Source organism: Pseudoalteromonas amylolytica, assembly GCF_001854605.1.
In the GTDB taxonomy this organism is placed as follows: domain Bacteria; phylum Pseudomonadota; class Gammaproteobacteria; order Enterobacterales; family Alteromonadaceae; genus Pseudoalteromonas; species Pseudoalteromonas amylolytica.
Genome location: NZ_MKJU01000025.1, coordinates 446,717 through 471,391 on the forward strand (window position 1 = coordinate 446,717; position 24,675 = coordinate 471,391).

Genomic DNA, 24,675 nt, shown 5'->3' on the forward strand with positions numbered 1-24,675 from the left:
ATGTTTAACCGATTGAGAAACATGTTAATCATAGTTGCTTTTGGCATGCAGGGTGTTGCAAGCGCAGCCCTTGAGATTGTCATAACGGAGGGCATTGACAGTGCTCGACCGATAGCGATTGTGCCATTTAAGTTTGACGGGGTAGGTCAGTTACCTTCTCAGCTAAGTGATGTTATCTCCGCAGACTTGATGCGCAGTGGTAAATTTAAGCCGCTAGCGATTGCAGATATGCCGCAGTTGCCAACCAGTGATGAAGACGTTGACTACAATGCATGGGTAGAAAGAGGCGTCGAGGCCATTGTTGTCGGCTCAGTACAACAACAGCCTGGTGGTCGATACTTGGTAAAATACGAGTTAATTGATGTGATCCGCGCCCAGATAACAGGCGGCGAAACACGCATGATGAGTAATGGCAAACTGATGAAAAGTCAGGATCATATCCAAGAAGCCAGACAAAGCATCATCACCAGTGAAGGCTTTAGGCGTTATGCCCACCAAATTAGTGATGTCGTCTACGAATCTTTAACAGGTGAGCGCGGTGCATTTCGTACCAAAATTGCCTATGTGATAGTACGAGATGGGCAGGACAAGCCGTACCAATTAGTGGTTGCGGACTACGATGGCTACAATGAGCAAGTGTTATTGCGCTCAAAAGAGCCTCTAATGTCTCCAGCATGGTCTCCAGACGGTAATAAGCTCGCGTATGTTACGTTTGAAAACCGTCAATCACAAATTGTCATACAGGACCTGTACACTGGAAAACGAGAAGTGGTTACAAGCTTTCCTGGTATAAATGGTGCCCCGCAATTCTCACCTGATGGTACACAGTTACTCGTGGTGTTATCTAAGGATGCAGGCGGTGCCACAGAAGTCTATGTAATGGACCTTAAAACCAAACAAACCAGACGTTTAACTAAGCACCGTAGTATAGATACAGAGCCATCTTGGCACCCAAATGGCAAAGAAATTGTCTATACGTCGGAAAGGGGTGGTAATGCCCAGATATATAAGTTAAATTTACAGACTGGTAGGTCAAAGCGTATTACCTTTGACGGTGACATGAACCTTGCGGGTTCTATTAGCCCTGATGGTCAACAATTGATTATGGTTAATAGAACATTAGGCAAATATCATATTGCTAAAAAAGAATTAGAATCGGGGCTGTTTCAAGTATTGACGAGAACGCGTTTAGATGAGTCTCCCAGTATTGCACCGAATGGCTCAATGATCATTTATAGCACGTTACATAACAATAAGCAGGTACTGGCTTTAGTGTCTATGGATGGTCGATTTAAGGCGCGACTTCCCGTTTCGGATGGACAAGTAAAGGCTCCGGCCTGGTCGCCATTTTTATAACAATTTTGCTGGTTTGAATTTTACAAATAGGAATATACTCGATGCAACTTAATAAAACTTTAAAAGCGCTATTGGTGGCTTTACCAGTAATGACGCTAGCGGCATGTAGCTCTTCTTCAAGTGTTGACGAAGGTGCAGCAAATGAAAGCAATCAGGCTGCAGCTAATGATTCGAACAATCAAGTAGACGTAAATACTATTTCTCGTGAAAAGTCAGCAGAAGAAAAGTTACGCGAAAAGTATGAAGCATTGCGTCAAGAGCAAATCGTTTATTTTGACTTTGATAAGTCAACGATTCAAAGCCAGTACGCTGAGCTATTGCAAGCTCACGCCGACTTCTTAGTTAAAAACCCAAGCGTTAAAGTACTTATTGAAGGTCATGCGGATGAGCGTGGTACACCTGAGTACAACATCGCGTTAGGTGAAAGCCGTGGTAAAGCAGTTGAGAAGTATCTACAAAGTTTAGGTGTTTCAGATAGCCAAATTTCTGTAGTGAGCTATGGTGAAGAAAAGCCGATGGTTAAGTCTCGCACAGAAGAAGCATTTGCTAAAAACCGTCGCGCGGTGCTTGTATACTAATAAGTAAGAGAGATTATGAAGCCGAATAATATTCTGGCAGCTCTACTATTACTAAGCGGGAGCACCCAAGTTTGGGCTGCTCCCGCTCCTGTTTCTGAAGCTGCAAATAACCCAGATTCTTTAGAGCAACGTATAGCGCAGTTAGAGCGCATGATGCAAACACGTAATAAGTTGCAACTAGAGCTACAGCAACAACTCAATTTATTGCAAGATGAAGTGAGTCAAGTACGCGGTGTTACTGAGGAGCAAAGCTACAAGCTTGAGAAAGTGCTTCAGCGGCAACGTGAACTGTATCAAGAAATTGAAAATCGCGTATCTAAAGCCTATGAGCAATCGAGCAGTCCTGCGGCGGCAACGGCCGTTGACAACTCACAAGCCATTAGCACCGATTTAAATGAGAATGAAGCATATGACCGTGCAGTCGCGCTGATCATGCAGGACAAGCGATATGATGCCGCTATTCCTGAGTTTCAAAACTTTTTAACGACTTTCCCACAATCTGTGTATATTCCAAATGCACATTATTGGTTAGGTCAGCTACAGTCGATAAAAAGTGATGACGCTAATGCGATAGTGCACTTTAAAACGGTTGTTGAACAATTCCCTGAATCGAATAAACGTCCCGATGCGATGTTAAAGTTAGGTGCTTTGTATCAAAAGCAGGGCAAAGTAGATTTAGCTAAGCAAATCTTAAATACTTTGATCTCAGAATACCCAAGTACGACTGCTGCTAAATTGGCCACAGAACGTCTTGCGAAGATCTAAATGGCACGATTTTTTGCCACAATGGTTTAAAATTAGGCGCTTAGACACAAAAACTGAAAAAAACTACGTATTTCAGTTGCACTCATTTTTTAAATAAGTATTATAAGCGCCCGCAGCAGGCGATTGGTTCAAATCAAACTGCTGCACTAAGTGGGTCATTAGCTCAGTTGGTAGAGCAGTGGACTTTTAATCCATTGGTCGATGGTTCAAGTCCATCATGACCCACCACTTATTTTGTAAATGTTATCCGATCGGGTCATTAGCTCAGTTGGTAGAGCAGTGGACTTTTAATCCATTGGTCGATGGTTCAAGTCCATCATGACCCACCATTTACAATTTTGCATTGATACTCGAGCGGGTCATTAGCTCAGTTGGTAGAGCAGTGGACTTTTAATCCATTGGTCGATGGTTCAAGTCCATCATGACCCACCATCAATGCAATGTTTAGGATAACCCGAGCGGGTCATTAGCTCAGTTGGTAGAGCAGTGGACTTTTAATCCATTGGTCGATGGTTCAAGTCCATCATGACCCACCATTTACAAAATCAGTTTTGAATTCCGAGCGGGTCATTAGCTCAGTTGGTAGAGCAGTGGACTTTTAATCCATTGGTCGATGGTTCAAGTCCATCATGACCCACCATTCAAAACTTATTCTCTTTTTTGAGCGGGTCATTAGCTCAGTTGGTAGAGCAGTGGACTTTTAATCCATTGGTCGATGGTTCAAGTCCATCATGACCCACCATTCAAAAAACTATTCTCGATGTTAGAGCGGGTCATTAGCTCAGTTGGTAGAGCAGTGGACTTTTAATCCATTGGTCGATGGTTCAAGTCCATCATGACCCACCACTTCCTAGATATTCTCTATTTAATATATTCTTAATTATTCTGTCTTATAGTCGTCATTGACTAGGATTCTTGCGCTCATTTACGTATAATTCGCTGCAATTATGCAATATGACTACAGTGGTCGAAAAATGAGTTTAGCTGAACAAATCATGCCTGAGGATTATATTTTTCCTCCTAAACCAGCCCCGTTATCTGATGACGAAAAGCAGGCTTACAAAGCGCGTATTAAATCCTTGTTAGAAGAGAAAAATGCCGTGTTGGTCGCCCATTACTACACCGATCCTGAGATCCAAGCTTTGGCTGAAGAAACGGGCGGATGTGTGGCAGATTCATTAGAAATGGCGCGCTTTGGTGCTAGGCACGATGCCGATGTAATTGTTGTAGCTGGTGTGCGTTTTATGGGTGAGACAGCAAAAATTCTAACACCAAACAAAACCGTAGTGATGCCAACGCTTGCTGCAACCTGCTCTTTGGATGTTGGTTGCCCAATTGATGAATTCTCAGCGTTTTGTGATCAGCACCCAGATAGAAAAGTAGTGGTTTACGCTAATACCTCAACCGCTGTTAAAGCTAGAGCCGATTGGATTGTCACGTCGTCGTGTGCATTGGAAATTGTTGAGCATCTGGATGAGCAAGGTGAAAAAATTATCTGGGGTCCAGATAAGCACCTAGGCTCGTATATCCAAAAGCAAACCGGTGCTGATATGATCATGTGGAATGGCGCTTGTATTGTTCATGATGAATTTAAAACCAAAGCGCTAAAAGACATGAAAGCGTTGCACCCAGATGCAGCGGTATTGGTACACCCAGAATCACCTGCGGAAATTGTAGAGCTTGCGGATGCTGTTGGCTCCACCAGCCAGTTGATTAAAGCGGCGCAGACTATGGAAAACAACAAGTTTATTGTTGCTACAGACCGTGGCATTTTTTATAAAATGCAACAGCTTTGCCCTGAGAAAGAGTTCTTTGAAGCGCCAACTGCGGGTGAAGGTGCAACCTGTAAGAGTTGTGCTCATTGTCCTTGGATGGCAATGAATGGCCTCAAAGCAATCGAAGAAGCACTTGTTGACCCTCAAGGTAAAGAAGTGTTTGTAGATATGGACTTGCGTGAAGGTGCTTTGCGTTCACTTAATCGTATGTTGGATTTTTCAGCAAACCTGCAAAGATAACGCTCGATAGTTGAGCAACTGATTGTTCTGGGGCAAAAACTGCTTGCTAAAGTGTGTTGCTTTTCATAGTATTAGCCCCGCACTTTAGATGCAACGGAGAGGTGGCTGAGTGGCTGAAGGCGCACGACTGGAACTCGTGTATAGGCTAACCCCTATCGAGGGTTCGAATCCCTCCCTCTCCGCCATGTTTTTTAGTGCAATAACAGAATGACATTAAAAAAAGCGCTTATAGGCGCTTTTTTTGTGTCTGAATATTTTCGTTTGACTACCTGAGCACGTGTTCAAGCAATTGCTCGCTAAGACGCTTCAAAGCTTTTGGATCGTTCCCTGTGCTGGCGTAGGTGCGCAAACCATAAATCCCCACCACCAGATACTGAGCGCGTTCTTTTGCACTGGGCGTTGAGCCAATCTCACCTTTGTTTATCGCTTCACTTAACACATTTTCTAATGAATCCTCAAATGCACTTAAATTATTTGCAAGCACTTGCGTGACTTCATCATCCTGTCCATCGACCTCTGAAAGCGTTCTGGTAAGCAAGCATACTTTGGTTGCTTCATTGCTTGCACATGGATGGGCGATGTCAGCTAAAAAAGCTTGTAAAGCAGACTTGATATTGTCATGACTTGCACACAATTGAGCAAACTGCTCATTTTTATCCTTTTGGTACTGCTCAACAGACGCCAGCAATAATCCTTTTTTGTTGTTAAAGGCACAGTAAATTGACCCTGGGTGTAGTCCAGTGGCCTGGGTTAGTTTCTGCATACTCGTTTTGGAGTAACCATGCTGCATAAAAGCGGTCATGGCTTGGCGTAATACATGTTCTCTGTCGAATTCAGCACTTCTCATAGGGGCGTGTAGTCTTGCTTAGATAAGCAAATCTTAACCTAATTTGATTGGCTATTCAAAAATAGTTCTTGAACACATATTCAAGAATGTGTATCTTGAATGCATATTCAAGATTAATGCTAAGCATATGAGAGAGGGTTTATGACATCTATTTTATTCGAGCCACTGCAGCTCAACGAGACACTTACTTTAAACAATCGCATTTTAATGGCACCTTTGACGCGCTGTATGGCTGATGATGAGCTGGTCCCAACCGACACCATGGCGGCTTATTATGCACGCAGAGCCGATTCAGGGTTAATCATCAGCGAAGCAACCATTATTCGTCCTGATGCTCAAGGTTACCCTAATACGCCTGGGTTATTCACCCAAGCTCAAATTGACGGCTGGAAAAAAGTGACAACCGCAGTTCACAATGCAGGTGGCAAGATCTTCGCTCAACTATGGCATGTTGGTCGTGTTGCTCACCCGTACTTTTTCGGTGAAGGAAATGTACTTGCACCCTCAGCAATTGGCATAGAGGGCACCGTGCCAAGAATGCGGGACTTGAGTTATCAAACACCAAAAGCTGCATCAACCGAGGAAATCAAACAACTGGTAGCCGATTATGCCCAAGCTGCAAAAAATGCAATTGAAGCAGGGTTTGATGGTGTGGAAATTCATGGCGCGAATGGCTATCTAATTGACCAGTTCTTGCACTATGCCGCAAATCAACGTCAAGATGAATATGGTGAAACGCCAGAGAATATGTCGCGTTTTGCGTTAGAAGTTGTCGATGCGGTAGTTGCGGCAGTTGGTAATGAACGAGTTGGTTTACGTCTATCTCCAGGGGCGTATTTCAATATGGAACCAGACTCACGTGATACACAAGTATTTGATTACTTGCTGGCGCAACTTAATTCTCGCACGTTGGCATTTGTACATGTGGGCATTTTCGACGATAGCATGGAATTTGAACACCTTGGGGGCCGAGTATCTGATTATATGCGCAAACACTATAAGGGAACCCTTGTTGGCGTAGGTGGTTTTACACCAGATACAGCACAGCGAGCATTATCTGAGGAGCGTTTTGATTTAGTCGCGATAGGGCGTCCATTTATCGCTAATCCAGATTATGTAATTCGTGTAAAAAATCAACAAGATTTAGAGCCGTACAGCGAACAAATGCTCGCAGAACTCGTTTAACGGTAGCAAGCGTAAACCTGCATTGGAGGCTTCGGCCTCCTTTTTTGTAACCATAGAGCAAAAAGCCAAATAAAAAACAGCGCAAAGTTAACTTCTGCAAGCGTTTGAATAGTGACTATACTTGTTATGAACTTTAAGTTGCCACCTAGATTTGAAACCATAATTAATCACGGCGCTCCAGTCGTTTAAGCTTTAGGTAAAGCCATGCAAGAAGAGCTACTTCACTCTGTTGTAAAACTGACCAAAACACGAGATGTGGATTCACTCGAATCAAGCCTACTATCTACTATTCATGAATTTATTGGTTGTCAGAAGGTCTCTATTTATAAGTCCACATCAGGAAGAGGAGAGCTTACGGTGGAATGCAGTTTGAGCTTGGAAGTATTGGACGATAAACAGTATTACTGGGAGGAATCTGAGAGAATATTAAGTCCAAGCTCTGAGCTGTTATCTTGTTTGCATTCGGCGTGTATTATTGCCATTCAAGATCAACATGGTGTTGAAAGAAGATGGATCCCAATAACACTTTCGGATAAACCCATAGGCGCCATTGCTATCGTGAGTGAAAGTCTCAGTAGTGCAGATCAGGTGTTGCTCAACGCGTTTTGTTGTATCTATGAAAACTACCTCACTATTCTTCATGAAAACGAACGAGATAAGCTCACCGGCTTATTAAACAGACAAACATTTGATAAAAAGTTAAAACAACTAATTGAAAAGCAGGTGGTAAAACACCACAAAACCATTAAGGCAAATAAAGGCAGAAAACAGCACGAAGAAGCAATGTCTTGGCTTGCCATGTTGGACATAGATCACTTCAAGCAAGTAAACGACAACTATGGTCATGTGTGCGGTGATGAAGTGCTATTGATACTCGCGCAAACCATGGAACACTTTTTTAATCCAACAGATTTGTTATTCCGCTTTGGTGGGGAAGAGTTTGTGTTGGTGTTTGAGCCCGTCAAATTTGAAGAAATTGAGCGTTTGCTTAACGAGTTTGTTGCACTAGTACGTCGCACAAAGTTCCCGTTTGTCGATAAATTAACGGTGAGTATTGGCATTGCTAAGGTTGGACCGTACGACTTTCCTATTCATGTTTTAGAAAATGCTGACAGGGCATTATACGCGGCAAAAGAGAGTGGTCGTGATCAAATTTGTTTCTTCGAAAGTATCGCTGGTGATTATACACGGCCCAAAGGCGATGATGATGGCGTAGACTTGTTTTGAGTCTATCTTCGGGCCGGTAAATATCTTACACTGTCACGTGCATATAAAAACTCAAACTCAGCTGGTTTATCCGGTTATTCTGGTTATAAATAGCTCGGAAATACATAATGTTGCACATCATTCAATCTAACCGCATGGAAGTTCTCCAAGCGCAATTTCATACTCTGCTCAAAAGTGCGCCATTAAGTTCGCCATTTAGTAAAGAAGTGGTTTTGGTACAATCACCAGGCATGTCGCAGTGGTTGAAAATCGGCCTAAGTGAGGCGCTGGGGATCGCCGCACAAGTTGATTTTCCTCTACCTTCAAGTTTTATTTGGCGGTTGTACCAACAGTTTTTACCTGATGTACCCAGTGAATCGCCCTATAATAAGCCTAATATGACTTGGAAGTTGGTAAGTATTTTACCAACTTGTTTGGATGATCCTCGTTATGTGCAGTTACAGCAATATTTACAACAAGATGCGGACGGTCTAAAGCTATTTGCATTGTGTGAAAAAATCGCAGATGTGTACGATCAGTATTTAATGTACCGTCCCCATTGGATAGCAAAATGGGATAGCTCAATAGACGAGCTGGATGATGTTGATGTTACCATCGCACCTTGGCAACCCGATCTTTGGCGGCGATTGGTAAAGCATACCCAAGCACTAGGGCAAAGCGACTATCACCGTGCAAATATGCACCAACTATTGGTTACTGCTCTAGAAGATGCAGACCCTAGCACATTACCCGAACGAATATGTATTTTTGGTTTGTCGGCCATGCCATCAAGCCAGTTAGAAATATTTCAGGCGCTGGCCAAGAAAACCACGGTGTTGCTGTTTTTTTGCAATCCTAGCGAACACTATTGGGGAGACCTAGTAGATGAAAAAACTCAGGCTAAAATAGCAGTCAAATATGCCAAAATGCCACAGGTCGAAGCGCAATTGGCGCAACAGGAATATTACTTTGTTGGCAACCCATTGCTTTCCTCTTGGGGGAAGTTGGGGCGTGACTATTTTGAGCAACTGGTTCAAGTAGACGCTCAATGGATAGATGGCTTTATGGATGATTTTGATGACACACTACTTAGCAAGATACAACAAGAGTTCTTTCAACTTGCATTCAAAGGGAAGTCGCTAACTCCTGATAAACAGTGGTTTATCAGCGAGCAAGGTAAGCTACCAATTGCTTTAAACGATAAGTCAATACAGCTACAAGATTGCCATACACCGCTTCGTGAGGTGGAATGTTTGCATGATCACTTACTCAGGTTGTTTCATGCTGACTCAAGCCTTACACCCAAAGATATTATTGTCATGATGCCCGATGTAGGTGCCTACAGCCCATATATAGAAGCGGTATTTGGCGCAGCCTCTGGTGAGCGATTTATTCCCTATGCATTGGCTGACTTATCGATAGAGCAAGAGAAACCGATATTGAGTTCGTTTGTGAGTTTGGTGAACTTGCCATTTAGCCGTTTTGGCGTGTCTGATATTCTGGATTTATTAGCCGTAACGCCTATAGCTTGCAAATTTAAGGTGGAGGAACAGGAGTTTTCCCAGCTGAAGTTTTGGTTAGAACAGGTTGGCGTTAAATGGGGGCTGGATGCTGAACACAAGTTAGACCATGACTTACCGGCGTTATCTCTTAATACTTGGAAACATGGTCTAAATCGACTGCTGCTGGGTATTGCTTCAAGTAATGAACAACATGACTTTAATGATATTTATCCAGCAGATCTCGTTGAGGGCATGGCGGTCAACAGTTTAAGTAAGTTGTTGCATTTTGTGAGTATGTTGGCTGCATTCAAACAAAAACTAAATCAACAGGCGCGTTTGTCCGACAAAGCCCAATTATTACGCCAGATGGTTGAGCAGTTTTATGATGCACAAACCGAGCAGAGTTGGGACTTGCTTACGCTTGAACGAGTCATTGATGATTTGCAAAAACATGATGACAATTTAGACATGCAATCACCTGTGTCAGCTAGAGTGTTGAGTTATTTAGTAAAGCAAGGCGTGCAGGAAAAGGGGGTGGGGCAAAGATTTTTAGTCGGTCCGGTTAACTTTTGTACACTGATGCCGATGCGTGCAGTACCGTTTAAGGTGGTGTGTTTGCTTGGACTTAATGATGCGGATTATCCAAGAACTGTACAACCCATTGGCTTTGATTTAGTGCCTCACTCCAAACGGCAAAAAGGTGACCGTTCACGGAAATTTGACGATCGTTATCTGTTTCTTGAAGCGTTGCTGAGTGCGCGAGAGCATTTGTATCTAAGCTATATTGGCCGTTCATGCTTTAATAATGAATTGCAGATGCCATCGATTTTGGTGAGCGAGTTAATGGAGTACATCGATCGTAGTTTTTGTTACTCAGACCCTAAGCTAAAGCCGTCTGAGCAACTTTTGCAGCAAGCATCGCTACAGCCCTTCAATGCCAAGAATTATGATGCTCATAATGCGCTACAAAGTTTTAATCCTATTTGGTTAATTGACGAAGAGGTTCCTGAACAGCTTCTTGAGCCGACTTCTGCCACTGCGCTTGAAATTGATTGCGATCATGAAATAGATATTGCTCAGTTTATGTTTACCGTGCTCAATCCTCAAAAAGCGTTTTATACCCAAACACTGGGGCTGAAGTTACATGAACAAGCCTTGAGTGATAAAGATGAAGAGCCATTTATACTCGATACCTTGGAACGGTACTTTTACCTTGGTGAGCTACTTGAGAGTCAACTTAGAGGTGAAACGGTAAATCTCAAGCAAATGGTGCAACGCGGCAACTTACCCCAAGCAGCGGTTGGTGAAATTCAGCTGGCGAAAATGCAGCAACGCGTTCAACCTATGGCAGAGCAACTACAAACACACATTCAACAGCGAAAAGAGCCAGTTGAAGTACGCCTCAAAGTGGGTGAGAAAACACTACTTGGCTGGCTGGATAAACTATACGACGACAAGCAAATTTTTTATCGTAGTGCCAGTATTAAGGCCAAAGACAAGGTGAAAGGCTTTTTGATGCATTGTGTTGCACAATGTGCAGAGCAAAGTGTACATACGCATATTTATGGATTGGATGAGCGTGTGAGTTTTGCGCCAATTGAGCCGAAGACTGCGCGTCAGCACTTGGCAAACTGGCTTGATTTTTATCAACAATGCTTGGCGCAACCGATGCCATTTTTTGTCAGTACTGCTTATGAACTTATCGCCACAGGGGATATCAACAAGGCTGCTACCAAGTTTAATGGTGGTCAGTACATAGGGTTTGGTGAAAGTGAGGACCCATATGTGGCGCTGAATTTTAGCAACTTAGATGACGTGATTGCGCCATTGCAGGCGATAAGCGACAGGTTACTTGCAGATATTGTAGAGCTGGCACAGGAGCAACGTTATGCAGACGCTTAAGCCACAAAGCATGCCATTGATTGGTGCTAACCTCATAGAAGCAAGTGCTGGAACGGGAAAAACCTACACCATCACCGGTTTGTATCTGCGCTGTTTACTTGGTTTACAAACACCACCTCAGATACAACCTCCGTTAACCGTAGAACAAATATTGGTCGTAACATTCACTGAAGCTGCAACGCAAGAGATTAAAGACCGAGTGCGCTCTAGAATTCTATTAGCTAGAGATGCGCTCTTGGGGGCTGAGTGTGATGACGCACTGATCAACAGTGTGTTATCACAAGTATCAGATCCACATCAGGCATTTACATTATTAGACGCAGCCGCAAAATCAATTGATGAAGCGGCAATTTTTACCATTCATGGCTTTTGCCAACGGATGCTAAAACAGCATGCTTTTGAATCAAATGTTGCGTTTAACTTAGAGTTTGTATTGGATGAGTCTGAACTGATCCTTGAAGCCATTAAAGACCATTGGCGAAGCTTTGTTTATCCGCTAGACAAAGACACGACTTCGGCGGTGCTTGAGCACTTTTCTAGTCCTCAAGCGCTGGCTGGCAGTGTGATAAAGTTACTCACTAAAGAGCAGGCGGTGATCACCCCGAAGCTTGAACTTGGGGAGGTTTTACAAGCTCGTGAAGCATATCAGCGCCAAGCAAGTATTTTTAAAAAATCACTACTGGCGAGCGACTTTTTCACTGTGTTGTCTCAAAGTGCCTTGGCCAAAAATAAAACGCCGGGGAGAGTGGCTAATATTGAGGCGCTAATAGCGTATTGCCAAAGCGATGACTGGTATTTTGAATTTGGCAGTGCTAAGCATTCGTTTGCTTTGTGGGGGAGCGCCTCGTTGTCAAATACCAGTCACTATAAAAAAGGTGCGGCTATTATTGAACATCCGCTTATCGCAAGCTTTGATGAAATGGCTAAACTACACGCACAAGTTAGTAAGGGGTTGCCACTAGCTATTTTGCAGCACAGTGTCAGTGAAGTACGTAAACTACTACAAGCGCATAAAGCCCAGCATGGGCTAATTAGCCCAGATGATTTGCTAAACCAGCTCTATCGCGCATTACACACTGAGCAAGGTGGTGTTTTAAGGCAAAAAATTGCACAGTTATTTCCAATTGCGATGATTGATGAATTTCAGGATACCGATCCTGTTCAGTACGGTATTTTTGAAGCGATTTACGGTGATAACCCTGATACCACTATAACCATGATTGGCGACCCCAAGCAGGCTATTTACGGCTTTCGTGGTGCAGACATATTCACTTATATTCAAGCTAAACAGCAAGTAAATGAGCAAAGCCAATATACCCTTGGCACTAACTTTCGCTCTGCAACGGGCATGGTTAAAGCGATTAATGCGGTGTTTTCATGCCATGAACACAGTTTTATTTACAACCAAGCGATTCCATTTACCTGTGTTGCTGCTAAGGGGAAGAGCGAAGCGCAGCGTTTTTCACGGACCGCAACCAGTGAGGCTTCATTAGTATTTAGCGTCTACGCGGATGAGGCAGCGATCACCAGTAAAACCCAAGCTTTAGGAGTTTTAGCGCGTGCTTATGCAGGCAAAATTGTCGACTTACTACTAGATGCCCAGCAAGGTCGGGCGCGAATTGGTGAACAACCCGTAAAAGCAGGCGATATTTGTGTACTTGTACGCGATAGAAATGAAGCCAGTATGATTAAGGCAGCGTTGGCGCAGTGCGCGGTTCCCAGTGTTTATTTGGCCAGAGACAGCATATTCAGTCAGCCCATCGCCCATGCAATACTAAACTTTTTGGAGGTATTACATGGCAAATATGATGAAGCGGCACTGCGAGGCATTTTAGTCAGTCCATTATTTGCTTTGAATTATCAACAGATCTATGCGCTGCGTACGCAAGAGCAACAGTGGCAGGACTATCTCGACCAATTCAGTCAGCTACAAAAGACTTGGTCCAAGCAAGGTGCTATGGCAATGCTCGAGCAGCTCTTGGTTCAAAACCGCTTACCTGCGCTGTGGAAAGCCAAAGGTTACAACGTCGAGCGCTGGCTAACCGACTATCGACATTTAGCTGAGTTGTTGCAACAAAAACAGATAGAGCTGGACGGCACACTGCGCGTATTGCGCTGGTTTTCAGGACAATGTCAGCAATCACAGCAAGACAGCGCTCAGGTGCGCCTGGAAAGTGATGCAGACCTCGTGAAAATAGTCACAATGCATGCATCTAAGGGGCTTGAATACCCAATCGTTTATATGCCTTTTGCTAGCAGTTACCGAGAAACCAGCGATGCTATCTATCATCAAGATGGCCAGCTCATTTATAGTATGGATGCAACAGAAGATGAGCAAGCTTTGGCGCAACAAGAGCGCTTAGCCGAAGATATTCGACTGCTATACGTTGCTTTAACCCGGGCCGTCCATTTTTGTGATATAGGGTTATTTAACATTGCAGCAGGACGAACTAAAAAACCGGGGATCACACAAACAGCGATAGGTTATGTACTGTTTGGCAACGAGGTCTTTGCTGATGCACAAAGCTGGCACCAGAGGCTACAAACATTTTGTGATGAGCAAGAGGATATTAGGCTACACTGGATAACCACAGAGGATAGCACACCTAAGGTTATGGATGCTCAGTTTGTCGAGTCATCCAGTATGGGGGTCAAGCCCGTCACGATTAAAATTGAGCGTGATTGGCGCGCCACCAGTTTTAGTCAGCTAAGTTACCATAGTCATTCTGATGAGCGACCAGCAGGCGCTTTAGATGAAAACCACCAGCTTGATTTACCTGAGCAAATCGTTGCGAATACCCAGCAAGTGTTTAACTCGTATACCTTCCCTAAGGGTGCCAAGCCTGGTAGTTGTCTACATGAAATATTTGAGCTAATCGACTTTACTGCGCCGTATGATCCAAGCGCAGCGCAAATAGCATTACCTGAAGCCATTACCAAGAGTTTGACCAAATATCACATTGAAGAGCAATGGCAGGAGCCAGTCAGTCACTGGATATTGGCGTGTCTAAATTGCCCGCTAAATAGCAGCAACGGCTTGAGCCTAAGTGCATTAAGCCCCGCACAGTGCCTAGTTGAGATGGAATTTCATCTGCCACTTGAGCCTTTGCAAGCGGGGCAATTAAACCGTTTGGTGAGCGAAATAACAGGGCAGCACAGCCAGCTGCAATTTGAACAGGTCAAAGGTTTGCTCAAAGGGTTTATAGACTTGATTTTTGTTTACCAAGAGAAATATTACATTTTGGATTATAAGTCTAACTATTTGGGAGACAAAGCCAGTGACTACATGCCAAGTAACTTGCAACTGGCAATGGGTGCGCACCAGTATCATTTGCAATATATGATCTACTCTGTTGCGCTACATCGGCTGCTATCGCAGCGATTGAATGATTATGATCCCAATAAGCACTTGGGCGGCGTGTATTACCTGTTTTTGCGTGCACTACCAGACGGGGCAGGGGTGTATTTTAATCAGTTAACGCTCGAACAGTTGTTAAAGCTCGACGCATTATTCACACGAGGTAGCGTGTTATGAGCCAGTTAGACTTATTCGAAGATGCAACACGCCATGATTTTGACCACGATGCATTTATTAACTTGCTATTGCAAGAGTCAAGGGTTCGTTACGCCGATGTGGCGCTTGCAAAGTTGTTGAACAAGCAAACTATCGACGATGTGTTTTATCTTATTTTGCTGCTACTTAGGGCGGAACAGCTACAACATAGCTGTTTAGCGTTTGATGATATAGATTGGCAGGACCCGTTTGCTATGCAAGCGCATTACCAGCTAGGTAATGCGGCGCCATGGCAAGAACAAGTACACCACAAAATCTGGCAGAAGCTTGCGCAACATCAGGCTGTAGGTGTTGATAAGCCGCTCACATTATTTGCACAGAAATTGTATTTGTCACGTTTGGCAAACTATGAAGCGCTCTTGGCTGAGCGTTTTATAGCCATGCAGAAACAGCCACTAGTGATCGATGAAAATCATCTGATTAGGTTACTTGGTGAATACTTTCCAGATAACAGTAACGACACGATTGATTGGCAAAAAGTGGCCTGTGCGATGGCGGCAACCAGAAGGTTTTGTGTGCTCACAGGCGGGCCCGGAACAGGAAAAACCACTACAGTCACTAAGCTGCTGGCTATTTTGCAGTCCCTTTATATCAAGGCTCCATTAACCATAAAGCTGGTGGCACCTACGGGCAAAGCTGCGGCGCGCCTTAGCGAGTCGATACTTGGGGCAAAGGTAAAACTTGGACTTGAGTCACAATTGAGTGAGCTGATACCAGAACAAGCGCAAACCATTCATCGTTTGTTAGGTGTGATCCCGCAAAGCAATCAATATCGTCACAACCAGCACAATCCTTTGCATTTAGATCTGCTGATCATAGACGAAGCCTCCATGGTCGACTTGTCCTTGCTCGCCAAGCTGGTTGAGGCGCTGCCAGCGCATGCGCGACTGATTATGTTAGGTGATAAAGATCAACTTGCGTCGGTGGATACGGGCAGTGTACTTAGTGATTTGTGTCAGGAGCTGAGAATGGGCGTATTACCCCATTACAGCCAAGCATTGTGTGACAGTTTAAATCGCCTATGCTTTGCTCAACAACCAAAGTTGTTAGGGCAGGAAAGTGACTTTGCACTCAGTGACAATGTGGCATTTTTGCAGCATAGTCACCGCTTTGACAGCCAAAGTGGTATTGGTCAACTCGCGTTGGCCGTCAATACTAATGATCGCAAACTTTTGACCCAGACTTTGCAAAAAGGCTTTGAAGACATTGCCATACACCCTTTAAACAATGAGCAGTACCAAGATTTGATCTCTCGGGCAGCCCAACATTACAGCCATTATTTAACGCTCATGCAAGGTGGTGCAGCAGCACAAGATATTCATCAGGCATTTTTACAATATCAATTATTGGCTGCGTTAAGAGAGGGTCCGTATGGTGTTGAGCAACTTAACAAGCGCATAGAGCAGGTGCTTCATGCCAGAGGGCTTATTCAGCCGTTTGCTCGCCACTATGCAGGGCAACCTATTATGGTTGTAGAGAATGACTATCAGCTTAAGTTATTTAACGGCGATATAGGTATTTTGCTGAAGGATGAGCACATGCAGCTTAAGGCAACATTTATTGATGAACAGGGGAATTTGCGTTCATTTTACCCCGCGCGCTTACCTAGGCACGAGAATGTTTACGCGATGACTATTCATAAGTCTCAAGGCTCGGAGTTTGCAAATACGGCAATGATCTTACCGCCTATACAGCGATCGTCTGTAGGTATTAATAGACAATTGCTCTACACAGGAATAACCAGAGCGAAGCAATACTTTGAATTAGTTGCACAAGAACAAGTGTTGCTCAATGCTATGGCGAGATCGGTATCCCGATGTTCCGGTTTACGAGAAAGGTTAATGAAAAATTAACAAGTTGATTCAGTGTTGAATTTTTTGTAAAGTATTCTATAGTTTTTAAGGTAAGTTTTGCTCTTTGAACCTGTGGCAAATACTTACCTTCCCTAAGTACTCCACTGCCCAGTGGTCAGCACGCCGCCATAAGTAACTTGTGGCGGCTTTTTCGTATAATAATCAGTGTTTCTTCATATAGTCTGTTACTAAGCTTGTGAGTGTTGATACACCTACCGCCAAAGCACTTTCGTCAACATAAAAGTTGGGTGAATGGTTACTTGCGGCTTCGCTCAGCGGTTTATCTTTGGGTGTTACACCAAGCATTAAAAATAAGCCAGGGGTCTGAAGTGCATAATATGAAAAATCTTCAGCTCCGGTGATCAAGTCCAGTTCGATGAGATTATCCTTGCCAACCACTTTTTCAAGCGTTGGTCGCATCATTTTTGTGAGCTCGGGGTTGTTAATCGTAACAGGATAACCGGCGTCAATATGGGTGACAGCCTCAGCGCCTGCTGACTGAGCAACCAGTGATGCGGTGCTTTGCAAGCGCGTTTTGATATCTGCACGCATCGCTTGGTCAAAGCTTCTAATCGTGCCAATTAACTCAACTTCATTTGGGATAATGTTTGAGCGTATCCCCCCATTAATTGCACCAAAAGACAGTACCGAAGGGGCCTTGGTGACGTCAACTTGTCGCGATGCAATCGTTTGTGTAGACATAATGATTTGCGCTGCGGTTACAATGGGGTCAACTCCATTCCAAGGCCTAGAGCCATGAGTTTGCTTCCCTTTAACGGTAATGGCAAAGGAGTCCTCACTGGCCATCATTGGGCCACTGCGATAACCAATCTGGCCGACTTTTAAATGGCTGGTAGAGTGTAGGCCAAAAATGGCTTCAGGTTTTTGCTTTGTAAACAAACCTTCTTTGAGCATCAATTCAGCACCGCCTTCTTCGCCATCAGGTGCGCCTTCTTCGGCCGGCTGAAAGACAAACAGCACCGAACCTGCAAGCTGTGCTTGCTGTTGCTTTAATACCGCAGCTGCGCCCATCAACATGGCCACATGGGTATCATGACCACAGGCGTGCATGACGCCGACTTCTTGGCCTCGGTACTGTGCAGTTTGCTTAGAAGCAAAGGGAAGATCAACCTGCTCGGTCACGGGTAATGCATCCATATCTGCACGCAAGGCAACTAGGGGCCCAGGTTTACCCCCAACCAACTTAGCAACTACGCCTGTGTGCGCTATACCGGTTTCGACCTCAAGGCCGAGTTCTTGTAAATGCTCAGCGATATACTTTGCGGTTTTAAATTCTCTGTTACTCAGCTCTGGGTATTGGTGGAGATGCCTACGCCACTCGATAACCTGCTGATTAATTGCATCAAGCTCGATGCTGGTATCTGGCTTGGCGGAACCCGCGAAACTCAGAGGTAGGCTCAAACATGTAGCCAAGACGGGGAGTATACGCATGAAAGACGTCCTTCTTATTAATTTTTATTATATTTTTCCAGCCTAACTCACTGAGCTTAGTTATGCTATTGCTTTGAGATAAAGCTCAATATTGACAAAATTTATACAGTGTGGTTTAACAGATTAAAGTAAATACTTTAATCTGGTGGACATGATGCAAACTTTACAACAACAATTAGTTTCCTATGCAAAATATCATCGAGATAGGCGCAATATTGCCACTCACTTCTTCGGTATTCCGCTGATTGTTTTTGCTGTTGCTTGGTTGTTGTATATCCCAATCATTCAGATAAACACCACAATTTTTACACCCGCCTTGGTCACTGCGGTGATCTTGAGCATTTATTACCTGCGCTTGGATTTTCGCTTGGGCGCTTTGATGTCACTGTTGCTTGCGCTGGTGTACACTGGCGCGAAAGCTGTCTATCTAAATTGGCCGCTAGATCATACATGGTATTATTTGGGTGGTGTTGCGGTGTTTTTCGTTGGCTGGGTAGTTCAGTTTGTTGGTCATTACTATGAAGGTAAAAAACCTGCATTTGTGGATGACATAATGGGCTTGGTGACGGGGCCACTATTTGTAGTTGTTGAAGTATTATTCTTGCTGGGGCTGTGTAAATCACTCGAACAAACAATCATTGCGCAAGCGGGCCCGTATCGATAGACTGGGTTTTTACCCAGTCTATTTATATGTATTACAAAGACATACGAGTCTCAAGTTTATGACCTTTGATAATGGTAATATCTTGGCTGTTGAGCCTTAGTTTGCCATTATTTGTTTCAATCAAGTAACCAAGCTCTGGAAAGTCTTCTCCACCTGCGTCGGTCAACTGCTTACGCGCACGGTGAACCATAATGTTCATGTGGTTCATTTGTACGCCTAGCGCTTTAATTAAATCTTCGCGGTAAATCCAGCCCTGTTGATCTAGCTCTATGCCTTCGTCTTTGTCTTGAATACGAAGTCGGGCCAATAACAGTAACAAATAATGATGGCTACGAACGCCTAAATCAATCATATTTCCGTTGAGCGTAACAGACAGTTGAGTGGCTTCTTCATCTTGGCTGACAGAGAAGGATAAGCCGCATGGTTTTACAATGGGTTGACTGTCTAAATGCTTGGTCATAGGGGCCGCACCTGCGGAATAGAATACCCACTGATTGTTAAAAACACTGACCAGCCCACCGTCAATAAGTGCCTGACGATCATTGGTATTAAGATCCTCTAAAAACCAATAATTAAGCATTTTATCATAATAGATAATGTGGGTTGGGTTCTCTTCGTCAGGAAGTAGTAATTGGTCTGAAACTTCAATGACCTGTTGGTTATCTGACTGAGATACCAAATACTGGCATTCTGCGTTTAGGTTGCCAACAACAAATGAATTTTGCCCCGGGGCTGCGAAGTCTAGCTTATCATTTTCGCATAGTTGATACGGCAGGTTTTTATCAATCTTTTTATCGTTGAGCCAAATTCCGTTAGTGCTCACGTCTCTAATGAGCCATTTGCCTTGGGCAAGTTCAATGATGGCGTGATGGCGTGAAACGCCCGGCTGATCAATCAGCGTATCGACATTAAATTTATAACGGCCGATCGTATGATAGCTTTTCAAATATACTTTTGTGAGTTTATGTTCATCAATAAGATAAGCCATGAATATGTCCTTACATTACCATTTACTGTTGTCTTTAAGCACGACACAAGTTTAAAAGTTTCAGATTCCTACTTAATTTTAACTGCGTCATTTACCAATACTAAAGTCCCTTTAACTTGAATTTTGGGTAGTTCAACGGGTTCAAGTGATAGGGTGTTAATTCCAGGTACAACTTCAAACCAATGTGAGAAAAAATCAACGTCAGTTACTTTGAGAGAGTTAAAATTATTGGCTAAACATCTATTTTAATCTTTACATTAAGTAGTTTAGAGAATTTAGACTAGCTCGCCAATTACACGGTATTACATACGCACCTTAATCCCGCATTGCGCATTATTGCAGAGTGAGCCATATTTTAAAACACTATTTGACTTGTCATTTACGAGGGTAAAATGGGCGAGTTCAGAAAAATGAATACGGTAAAATTAGCGGGAGTCTATAACTTCTGTGATTACTTCGATTGTGAACGTTTAACACTGAACGCCAGTGCCTTGAAAGTGGTGACAGATTTTACTCGTAGAGCGCCTAAAGTGATCTTAAAGGACGTTGATATTGACCATGCATTGTAAATGATGATTAATGGTCACGTTCGTTCTAAGTTGGTTATTGATCATGATGAGACGTTTTTGGGCGTTGTTAATTCTCGGGATTTGACGGGGAGAAACGTGCGCAGTATTGCCCAAAAGCGAAGTCAATCAAGAAGCGACTTGTGTGTGGAAGATGTGATGACAAGTAAAGCGGATTTACACGCGTTGCCATACAGCGACATTGAAGAGGCAAAAATAGAAGACATTCTCGAAACACTCAAAGAAATAGGGCAGCAGCATGTATTGTTAGTTGGCGGTGATGGAGGGCTTCGTGGAATGATATCCGCCAGCGATATTGCTAAGTCGCTACACATACCCGTCAATATCTTTCAAAAAGCGCACTCTTTTAAAGAAATCTTCACCATTATTCACGAGCATGAAGAAATGTCGGCGTAATTTACTCAAAAATAAACGGTGACGCTGACTATTCAGCGCACCGATTTTACAAGTATTTGCTATGCGTTGTGTTCAATCAGGTAGTCAAGTGCGCCTTTGACGGCTGCAACTTGACCGTCAATGCAGTTTTGCGGTGTTGCCGCAGCGCCATCCGGGTAGACTTCTGTAGTTGTCACATAGGGAGCATCAGTCATCCCCATACACAGGCCAAGCGCTGTACCATCGTAATTAATGACACCAAATTGTTCAAGGGGCACGCCTATCAGCTTGCCTGCTTCATCGGCTGGCGCGATTTGGGTAACTTTAGCCACATTTGTAATAACGGCTTTTTGAAAGTCAGGCTGTGGCTTTTGCGTGTGTCCAACTAAATAGAATCCATCTGGGATATTCCAGTTGTGATTCTCTATACCATCTCTGGCAGCGAGCGCTGGTCTAAATTCACTATTGTCTGTATCGGTTGTTTCATGCAAATCAACGTGACAAAGCATGTTATGGTTGTGAGCTTGAACGAAATCCATTGCAAGCCGAGACTCGTTGGCTGGTGAATTTTTATAGAATGAGCGATTTGGGTCTATCGCATCAGGGTTCCAGCGGTTAATGGTTTCATAACCCCATGGACTAATACAGGGGAGAACAATGATATTGAAGTGTGTTTCATATGGTTTGGCACTGTCTCTTACAAACGCCAAAGCGCCATGCACGCCACTCGTTTCATAGCCGTGTACGCCACCTGTAACTAATATCGTTGGCTTATGATCTTGCCAGTCTTTGGTTTTTATGGCGAATAATGGATAAGTGTGCTGAGCATATTCCAACATCCCGTATTCGATGATAGTGAATGAATCGGCGAATTGCTGAATTTGCGTAACAACATCGTTTGTGTAACTACGTTTTATTTGCTGTTGAGAGAGCCATTGTTGCTTGTGGGATGCTTGCCAAGGTTTATTGGCCTCCCCGATAGGATAGGGTTTTGACATAAGAGCCTCAAATAAGAGAACAAAACCCAATCCTAAGTGCTTTGTGGTGCAATCGCAAACTACTGCGCTAGATAACCAAACTCTCTAAGTTTGTCTTCTTGCGTGTTAGAAAACTGCATGGTTAAGAAATGCACGTCACCATCAATGGTGGATACTTTAGTCAATTTGATACCACAAAACTTACGTACACGAATGTGGGTGATCCCTTCTACCGGAATGTAAACGTGGCGACCAAAAGCTGATGTATAAAATAGGCCGTTGTTGCACATACTAGCCTGGCGCTTTCCTAAAAGCGTCATTATTAGGTTTAAGTTAATTGCGCCAATCAGGATAAAAGACATGAGCATAGCGCCTTTAAGTACGCTGTCGCTGTGACCTTTGGTGATGAACAGTGAGATCGTTAGTAGACTCATCACCATAATAGCCACCGTTGTATAGAAGGTCACGTTTACTTGTAGCCTTAGTTCTCTCATTGTTCGATTTACCATTTTATTTTACTGATAGGTTGTTGTTAAGTTCGTTTAGATTAATGAAACAAAATGGATGAAATATGGAGGCAGTAAAATTTGCCATCCTTTTTACTGAGAAAGTAGCGGTCAAAGGCTCTGACGCATCAAGTGTGTAATTGATTTGGATACAGCTGTGCTTGTCCTCAGAGAACCAAAGCTGCTATTCAGGCAGGTGTATTAATTGTGATAGCTCTCGGTGGAGAATATGCTCGTCTCCAACGTTCAGCTGTATCAAACGTTTTAGATGAGTGACGCTGTCTAGGTCAATTTGACTGCAATGTAGGCCTAAATGATCATGTTCAACATGTCGAACTTCGACTTCCATAGAAATCACAATGTCACTGTCCGGCAGAGATACCTTAATACTGGCTAATTCGTCTTTGAGAGGTACATAGCCTTGTGGTAGCGTTACTAGCGCCCCTTTAAATGACAAATCAAGTAATTGGCAATGATAGTCGCCACTGGCAGTCATCAACAGCGCGGGTGTTGAAAATAGCACTCGGGTAAATTTTCTACGCTCTTCCATCACAACTCCAAAATGGCATGTTTAAGATAAGCATAGTTGCATATTGCAACCAATACCAAATTAAAAAGCCCCGAGTTATCGGGGCTTAAAGGCAAGGTTAGCCTATCTTTTTATATTTGATCCGCTTTGGCTCAGCCGCTTCTGCGCCATAGGTCTTTTTCAACCATTCTTCATATTCTGTGTAATTGCCGTCGAAGAAGTTAACTTGGCCTTCATCACGGTAATCAAGAATATGCGTCGCAATACGGTCTAGGAACCAGCGGTCGTGAGAAATACACATTACGCAGCCTGGGAACTCTAAAATAGCATTCTCCAAAGCACGTAGCGTTTCTACGTCAAGGTCGTTGGTTGGTTCATCTAGTAGGATAACGTTACCACCTGCTTTTAATAGTTTAGCTAGATGTAAACGGTTGCGCTCACCACCAGAGAGTTCTTTAACGAACTTTTGTTGATCATTACCTTTGAAGTTAAAGCGCCCAACGTATGCGCGGCTCGGTATCTCAAAGTTACCAATTTTCAAGACATCCTGACCATCAGCAATTTCTTGGAAAACCGTGTTATTTTCACCCATATCGTCACGGAACTGGTCAACGGTTGCCAGCTCTACGGTATCACCAACTGTGATTTCACCCGCAGTTGGTTGCTCTTGACCACTTAGCATTTTGAATAGCGTTGACTTACCGGCACCGTTGGCACCGATGATTCCAACAATGGCACCCTTAGGCACAGTAAAGCTTAAATCATCTATGAGTACACGGTCGCCAAAGCGTTTATTAAGGTGACTTACTTCAATCACCTTATCACCTAAGCGCGGACCAGGTGGAATGAATAGCTCATTAGTTTCATTACGTTTTTGGTAATCAGATTGCTGCATCTCAGTGAACTGAGCCATACGCGCTTTAGATTTAGCTTGGCGACCTTTCGGGTTCGAGCGAACCCATTCCAACTCTTTCTCAATTGATTTTTGACGTGCTTTTTCTGACTTTTCTTCTTGCTTCAAGCGCGCATCTTTTTGCTCTAGCCAAGAAGAGTAGTTACCTTCCCAAGGGATCCCATGGCCGCGGTCAAGTTCTAATATCCAGCCTGCAACGTTGTCTAAGAAGTAACGGTCGTGGGTAATCGCTACTACTGTGCCTTCATAATCATGTAAGAAGCGCTCTAGCCAAGCTACAGATTCGGCATCCAAGTGGTTGGTTGGCTCGTCAAGTAGCAGCATGTCAGGTTTTTCTAGTAATAGGCGACAAATTGCAACACGACGACGTTCCCCCCCTGATAAGTGCTCTATTTTGGCGTCCCATTCAGGTAAACGAAGAGCATCAGCGGCACGCTCTAGTACATTATCAATATTGTGACCATCGTGTGTTTGAATAATCGCTTCTAGCTGGCCTTGCTCTTTGGCTAAGGCGTCAAAGTCTGCATCTTCCATTGCATATTCAGCATACACTTCATCCAGTCGGGCAAGCGCATTTTTAACTTCGCTGACTGCTTCTTCAACGGTTTCACGTACCGTCTTGCTTTCATCTAGTACAGGTTCTTGTGGCAGGTAACCTATTTTGGTACCAGGTTGTGGACGAGCTTCGCCCTCAAACTCTTTGTCGATACCAGCCATGATACGCAGTAGGGTCGACTTACCCGCGCCGTTTAAACCAAGAACACCAATCTTAGCGCCTGGAAAAAAGCATAAAGAAATGTCTTTTAAGATGGTTCTTTTAGGTGGCACAACTTTGCTCACCCTTGACATTGTATAAATATATTGAGCCATGAGGTTCCAATTATTTGATTGTATTGTTTGG

19 protein-coding genes and 8 tRNA genes are annotated in these 24,675 nt (G+C 43.7%); 20 read left to right on the forward strand and 7 right to left on the reverse strand.

The window, feature by feature from the left end:
* The 12 genes from tolB (at position 1) to BET10_RS08570 (ending at position 4,899) form a co-directional block, all read left to right on the forward strand.
* Positions 1-1,356, forward strand: coding sequence for a Tol-Pal system beta propeller repeat protein TolB (gene tolB, locus BET10_RS08515; RefSeq protein WP_070984945.1), 1,356 nt, complete (start codon positions 1-3; stop codon positions 1,354-1,356).
* Between the two features lie 41 nt (positions 1,357-1,397).
* A complete protein-coding gene (gene pal / locus BET10_RS08520; protein ID WP_070984947.1) occupies positions 1,398-1,934 on the forward strand; it encodes a peptidoglycan-associated lipoprotein Pal in 537 nt (178 codons plus the stop codon).
* A gap of 15 nt (positions 1,935-1,949) precedes the next feature.
* Positions 1,950-2,699 carry a tol-pal system protein YbgF gene (ybgF, locus tag BET10_RS08525; RefSeq protein WP_070984949.1) on the forward strand — a complete coding sequence of 250 codons (750 nt, stop codon included), beginning with the start codon at positions 1,950-1,952 and terminating at the stop codon, positions 2,697-2,699.
* Between the two features lie 152 nt (positions 2,700-2,851).
* Positions 2,852-2,927 (forward strand) — tRNA-Lys (locus BET10_RS08530).
* Between the two features lie 25 nt (positions 2,928-2,952).
* Positions 2,953-3,028, forward strand: a tRNA-Lys gene (locus BET10_RS08535).
* A gap of 27 nt (positions 3,029-3,055) precedes the next feature.
* Positions 3,056-3,131, forward strand: a tRNA-Lys gene (locus BET10_RS08540).
* A gap of 28 nt (positions 3,132-3,159) precedes the next feature.
* Positions 3,160-3,235 (forward strand) — tRNA-Lys (locus tag BET10_RS08545).
* A gap of 28 nt (positions 3,236-3,263) precedes the next feature.
* Positions 3,264-3,339: transfer RNA gene (locus BET10_RS08550), tRNA-Lys, on the forward strand.
* A 26-nt stretch (positions 3,340-3,365) separates the two neighbouring features.
* Positions 3,366-3,441, forward strand: a tRNA-Lys gene (locus BET10_RS08555).
* 28 nt (positions 3,442-3,469) lie between these two features.
* Positions 3,470-3,545: transfer RNA gene (locus tag BET10_RS08560), tRNA-Lys, on the forward strand.
* 128 nt (positions 3,546-3,673) lie between these two features.
* Positions 3,674-4,714, forward strand: coding sequence for a quinolinate synthase NadA (gene nadA / locus BET10_RS08565; RefSeq protein WP_070985594.1), 1,041 nt, complete (start codon positions 3,674-3,676; stop codon positions 4,712-4,714).
* 95 nt (positions 4,715-4,809) lie between these two features.
* A tRNA-Ser gene (locus BET10_RS08570) sits at positions 4,810-4,899 on the forward strand.
* Between the two features lie 80 nt (positions 4,900-4,979).
* Here the strand turns inward: BET10_RS08570 and BET10_RS08575 are convergent.
* A complete protein-coding gene (locus BET10_RS08575) occupies positions 4,980-5,561 on the reverse strand; it encodes a TetR/AcrR family transcriptional regulator (RefSeq protein ID WP_070984951.1) in 582 nt (193 codons plus the stop codon).
* 141 nt (positions 5,562-5,702) lie between these two features.
* Here BET10_RS08575 and BET10_RS08580 point away from each other — a divergent pair, with 141 nt between their 5' ends.
* The 5 genes from BET10_RS08580 (at position 5,703) to recD (ending at position 16,783) form a co-directional block, all read left to right on the forward strand.
* Entirely contained in the window at positions 5,703-6,746 is a 1,044-nt protein-coding gene (locus BET10_RS08580; RefSeq protein ID WP_070984953.1) for an alkene reductase, read from the forward strand.
* A gap of 204 nt (positions 6,747-6,950) precedes the next feature.
* A complete protein-coding gene (locus tag BET10_RS08585) occupies positions 6,951-7,973 on the forward strand; it encodes a GGDEF domain-containing protein (protein WP_070984954.1) in 1,023 nt (340 codons plus the stop codon).
* A gap of 107 nt (positions 7,974-8,080) precedes the next feature.
* Positions 8,081-11,356, forward strand: a complete 3,276-nt coding sequence (gene recC, locus BET10_RS08590; protein WP_070984956.1) for an exodeoxyribonuclease V subunit gamma — start codon at positions 8,081-8,083, stop codon at positions 11,354-11,356.
* Positions 11,343-14,891: an exodeoxyribonuclease V subunit beta gene (gene recB / locus BET10_RS08595; RefSeq protein WP_070984959.1), complete on the forward strand. Its 3,549-nt coding sequence runs from the start codon at positions 11,343-11,345 to the stop codon at positions 14,889-14,891. The genes recC and recB overlap by 14 nt, the downstream gene beginning before the upstream one ends.
* Positions 14,888-16,783 carry an exodeoxyribonuclease V subunit alpha gene (gene recD / locus BET10_RS08600; protein ID WP_070984960.1) on the forward strand — a complete coding sequence of 632 codons (1,896 nt, stop codon included), beginning with the start codon at positions 14,888-14,890 and terminating at the stop codon, positions 16,781-16,783. Before recB ends, recD begins: the two co-directional genes overlap by 4 nt.
* A gap of 162 nt (positions 16,784-16,945) precedes the next feature.
* Here the strand turns inward: recD and BET10_RS08605 are convergent, their stop codons facing one another.
* A complete protein-coding gene (locus BET10_RS08605; RefSeq protein WP_070984962.1) occupies positions 16,946-18,235 on the reverse strand; it encodes an amidohydrolase in 1,290 nt (429 codons plus the stop codon).
* A 154-nt stretch (positions 18,236-18,389) separates the two neighbouring features.
* Here BET10_RS08605 and BET10_RS08610 point away from each other — a divergent pair, with 154 nt between their 5' ends.
* On the forward strand, positions 18,390-18,899 hold the full coding sequence (locus BET10_RS08610; protein WP_070984964.1) for an Mpo1 family 2-hydroxy fatty acid dioxygenase: 510 nt from the start codon (positions 18,390-18,392) through the stop codon (positions 18,897-18,899).
* 31 nt (positions 18,900-18,930) lie between these two features.
* Here the strand turns inward: BET10_RS08610 and BET10_RS08615 are convergent, their stop codons facing one another.
* Entirely contained in the window at positions 18,931-19,887 is a 957-nt protein-coding gene (locus BET10_RS08615; RefSeq protein ID WP_070984966.1) for an FHA domain-containing protein, read from the reverse strand.
* Positions 19,888-20,279: 392 nt separating this feature from the next.
* Between BET10_RS08615 and BET10_RS21790 the strand changes: the two genes are divergently transcribed.
* Together BET10_RS21790 and BET10_RS08620 are read left to right on the forward strand one after the other, a co-directional pair.
* Entirely contained in the window at positions 20,280-20,456 is a 177-nt protein-coding gene (locus BET10_RS21790) for a hypothetical protein (RefSeq protein WP_240503663.1), read from the forward strand.
* Positions 20,457-20,870 (forward strand): CBS domain-containing protein, encoded by a 414-nt coding sequence (locus BET10_RS08620; protein WP_240503664.1) that lies wholly within the window; start codon positions 20,457-20,459, stop codon positions 20,868-20,870.
* Positions 20,871-20,929: 59 nt separating this feature from the next.
* On the opposite strand, the gene BET10_RS08625 is transcribed toward BET10_RS08620, so the two are convergent.
* The 4 genes from BET10_RS08625 to ettA form a co-directional block, all read right to left on the reverse strand.
* Complete coding sequence (locus BET10_RS08625; RefSeq protein ID WP_070984968.1) at positions 20,930-21,847, reverse strand: M14 family metallopeptidase; 918 nt, start codon at positions 21,845-21,847, stop codon at positions 20,930-20,932.
* A 59-nt stretch (positions 21,848-21,906) separates the two neighbouring features.
* Positions 21,907-22,320: a hypothetical protein gene (locus BET10_RS08630; protein ID WP_070984970.1), complete on the reverse strand. Its 414-nt coding sequence runs from the start codon at positions 22,318-22,320 to the stop codon at positions 21,907-21,909.
* 196 nt (positions 22,321-22,516) lie between these two features.
* Positions 22,517-22,882, reverse strand: a complete 366-nt coding sequence (locus tag BET10_RS08635) for a PilZ domain-containing protein (protein ID WP_070984972.1) — start codon at positions 22,880-22,882, stop codon at positions 22,517-22,519.
* A gap of 97 nt (positions 22,883-22,979) precedes the next feature.
* Complete coding sequence (gene ettA / locus BET10_RS08640; protein ID WP_070984974.1) at positions 22,980-24,644, reverse strand: energy-dependent translational throttle protein EttA; 1,665 nt, start codon at positions 24,642-24,644, stop codon at positions 22,980-22,982.
* Positions 24,645-24,675: the final 31 nt, after the last annotated feature.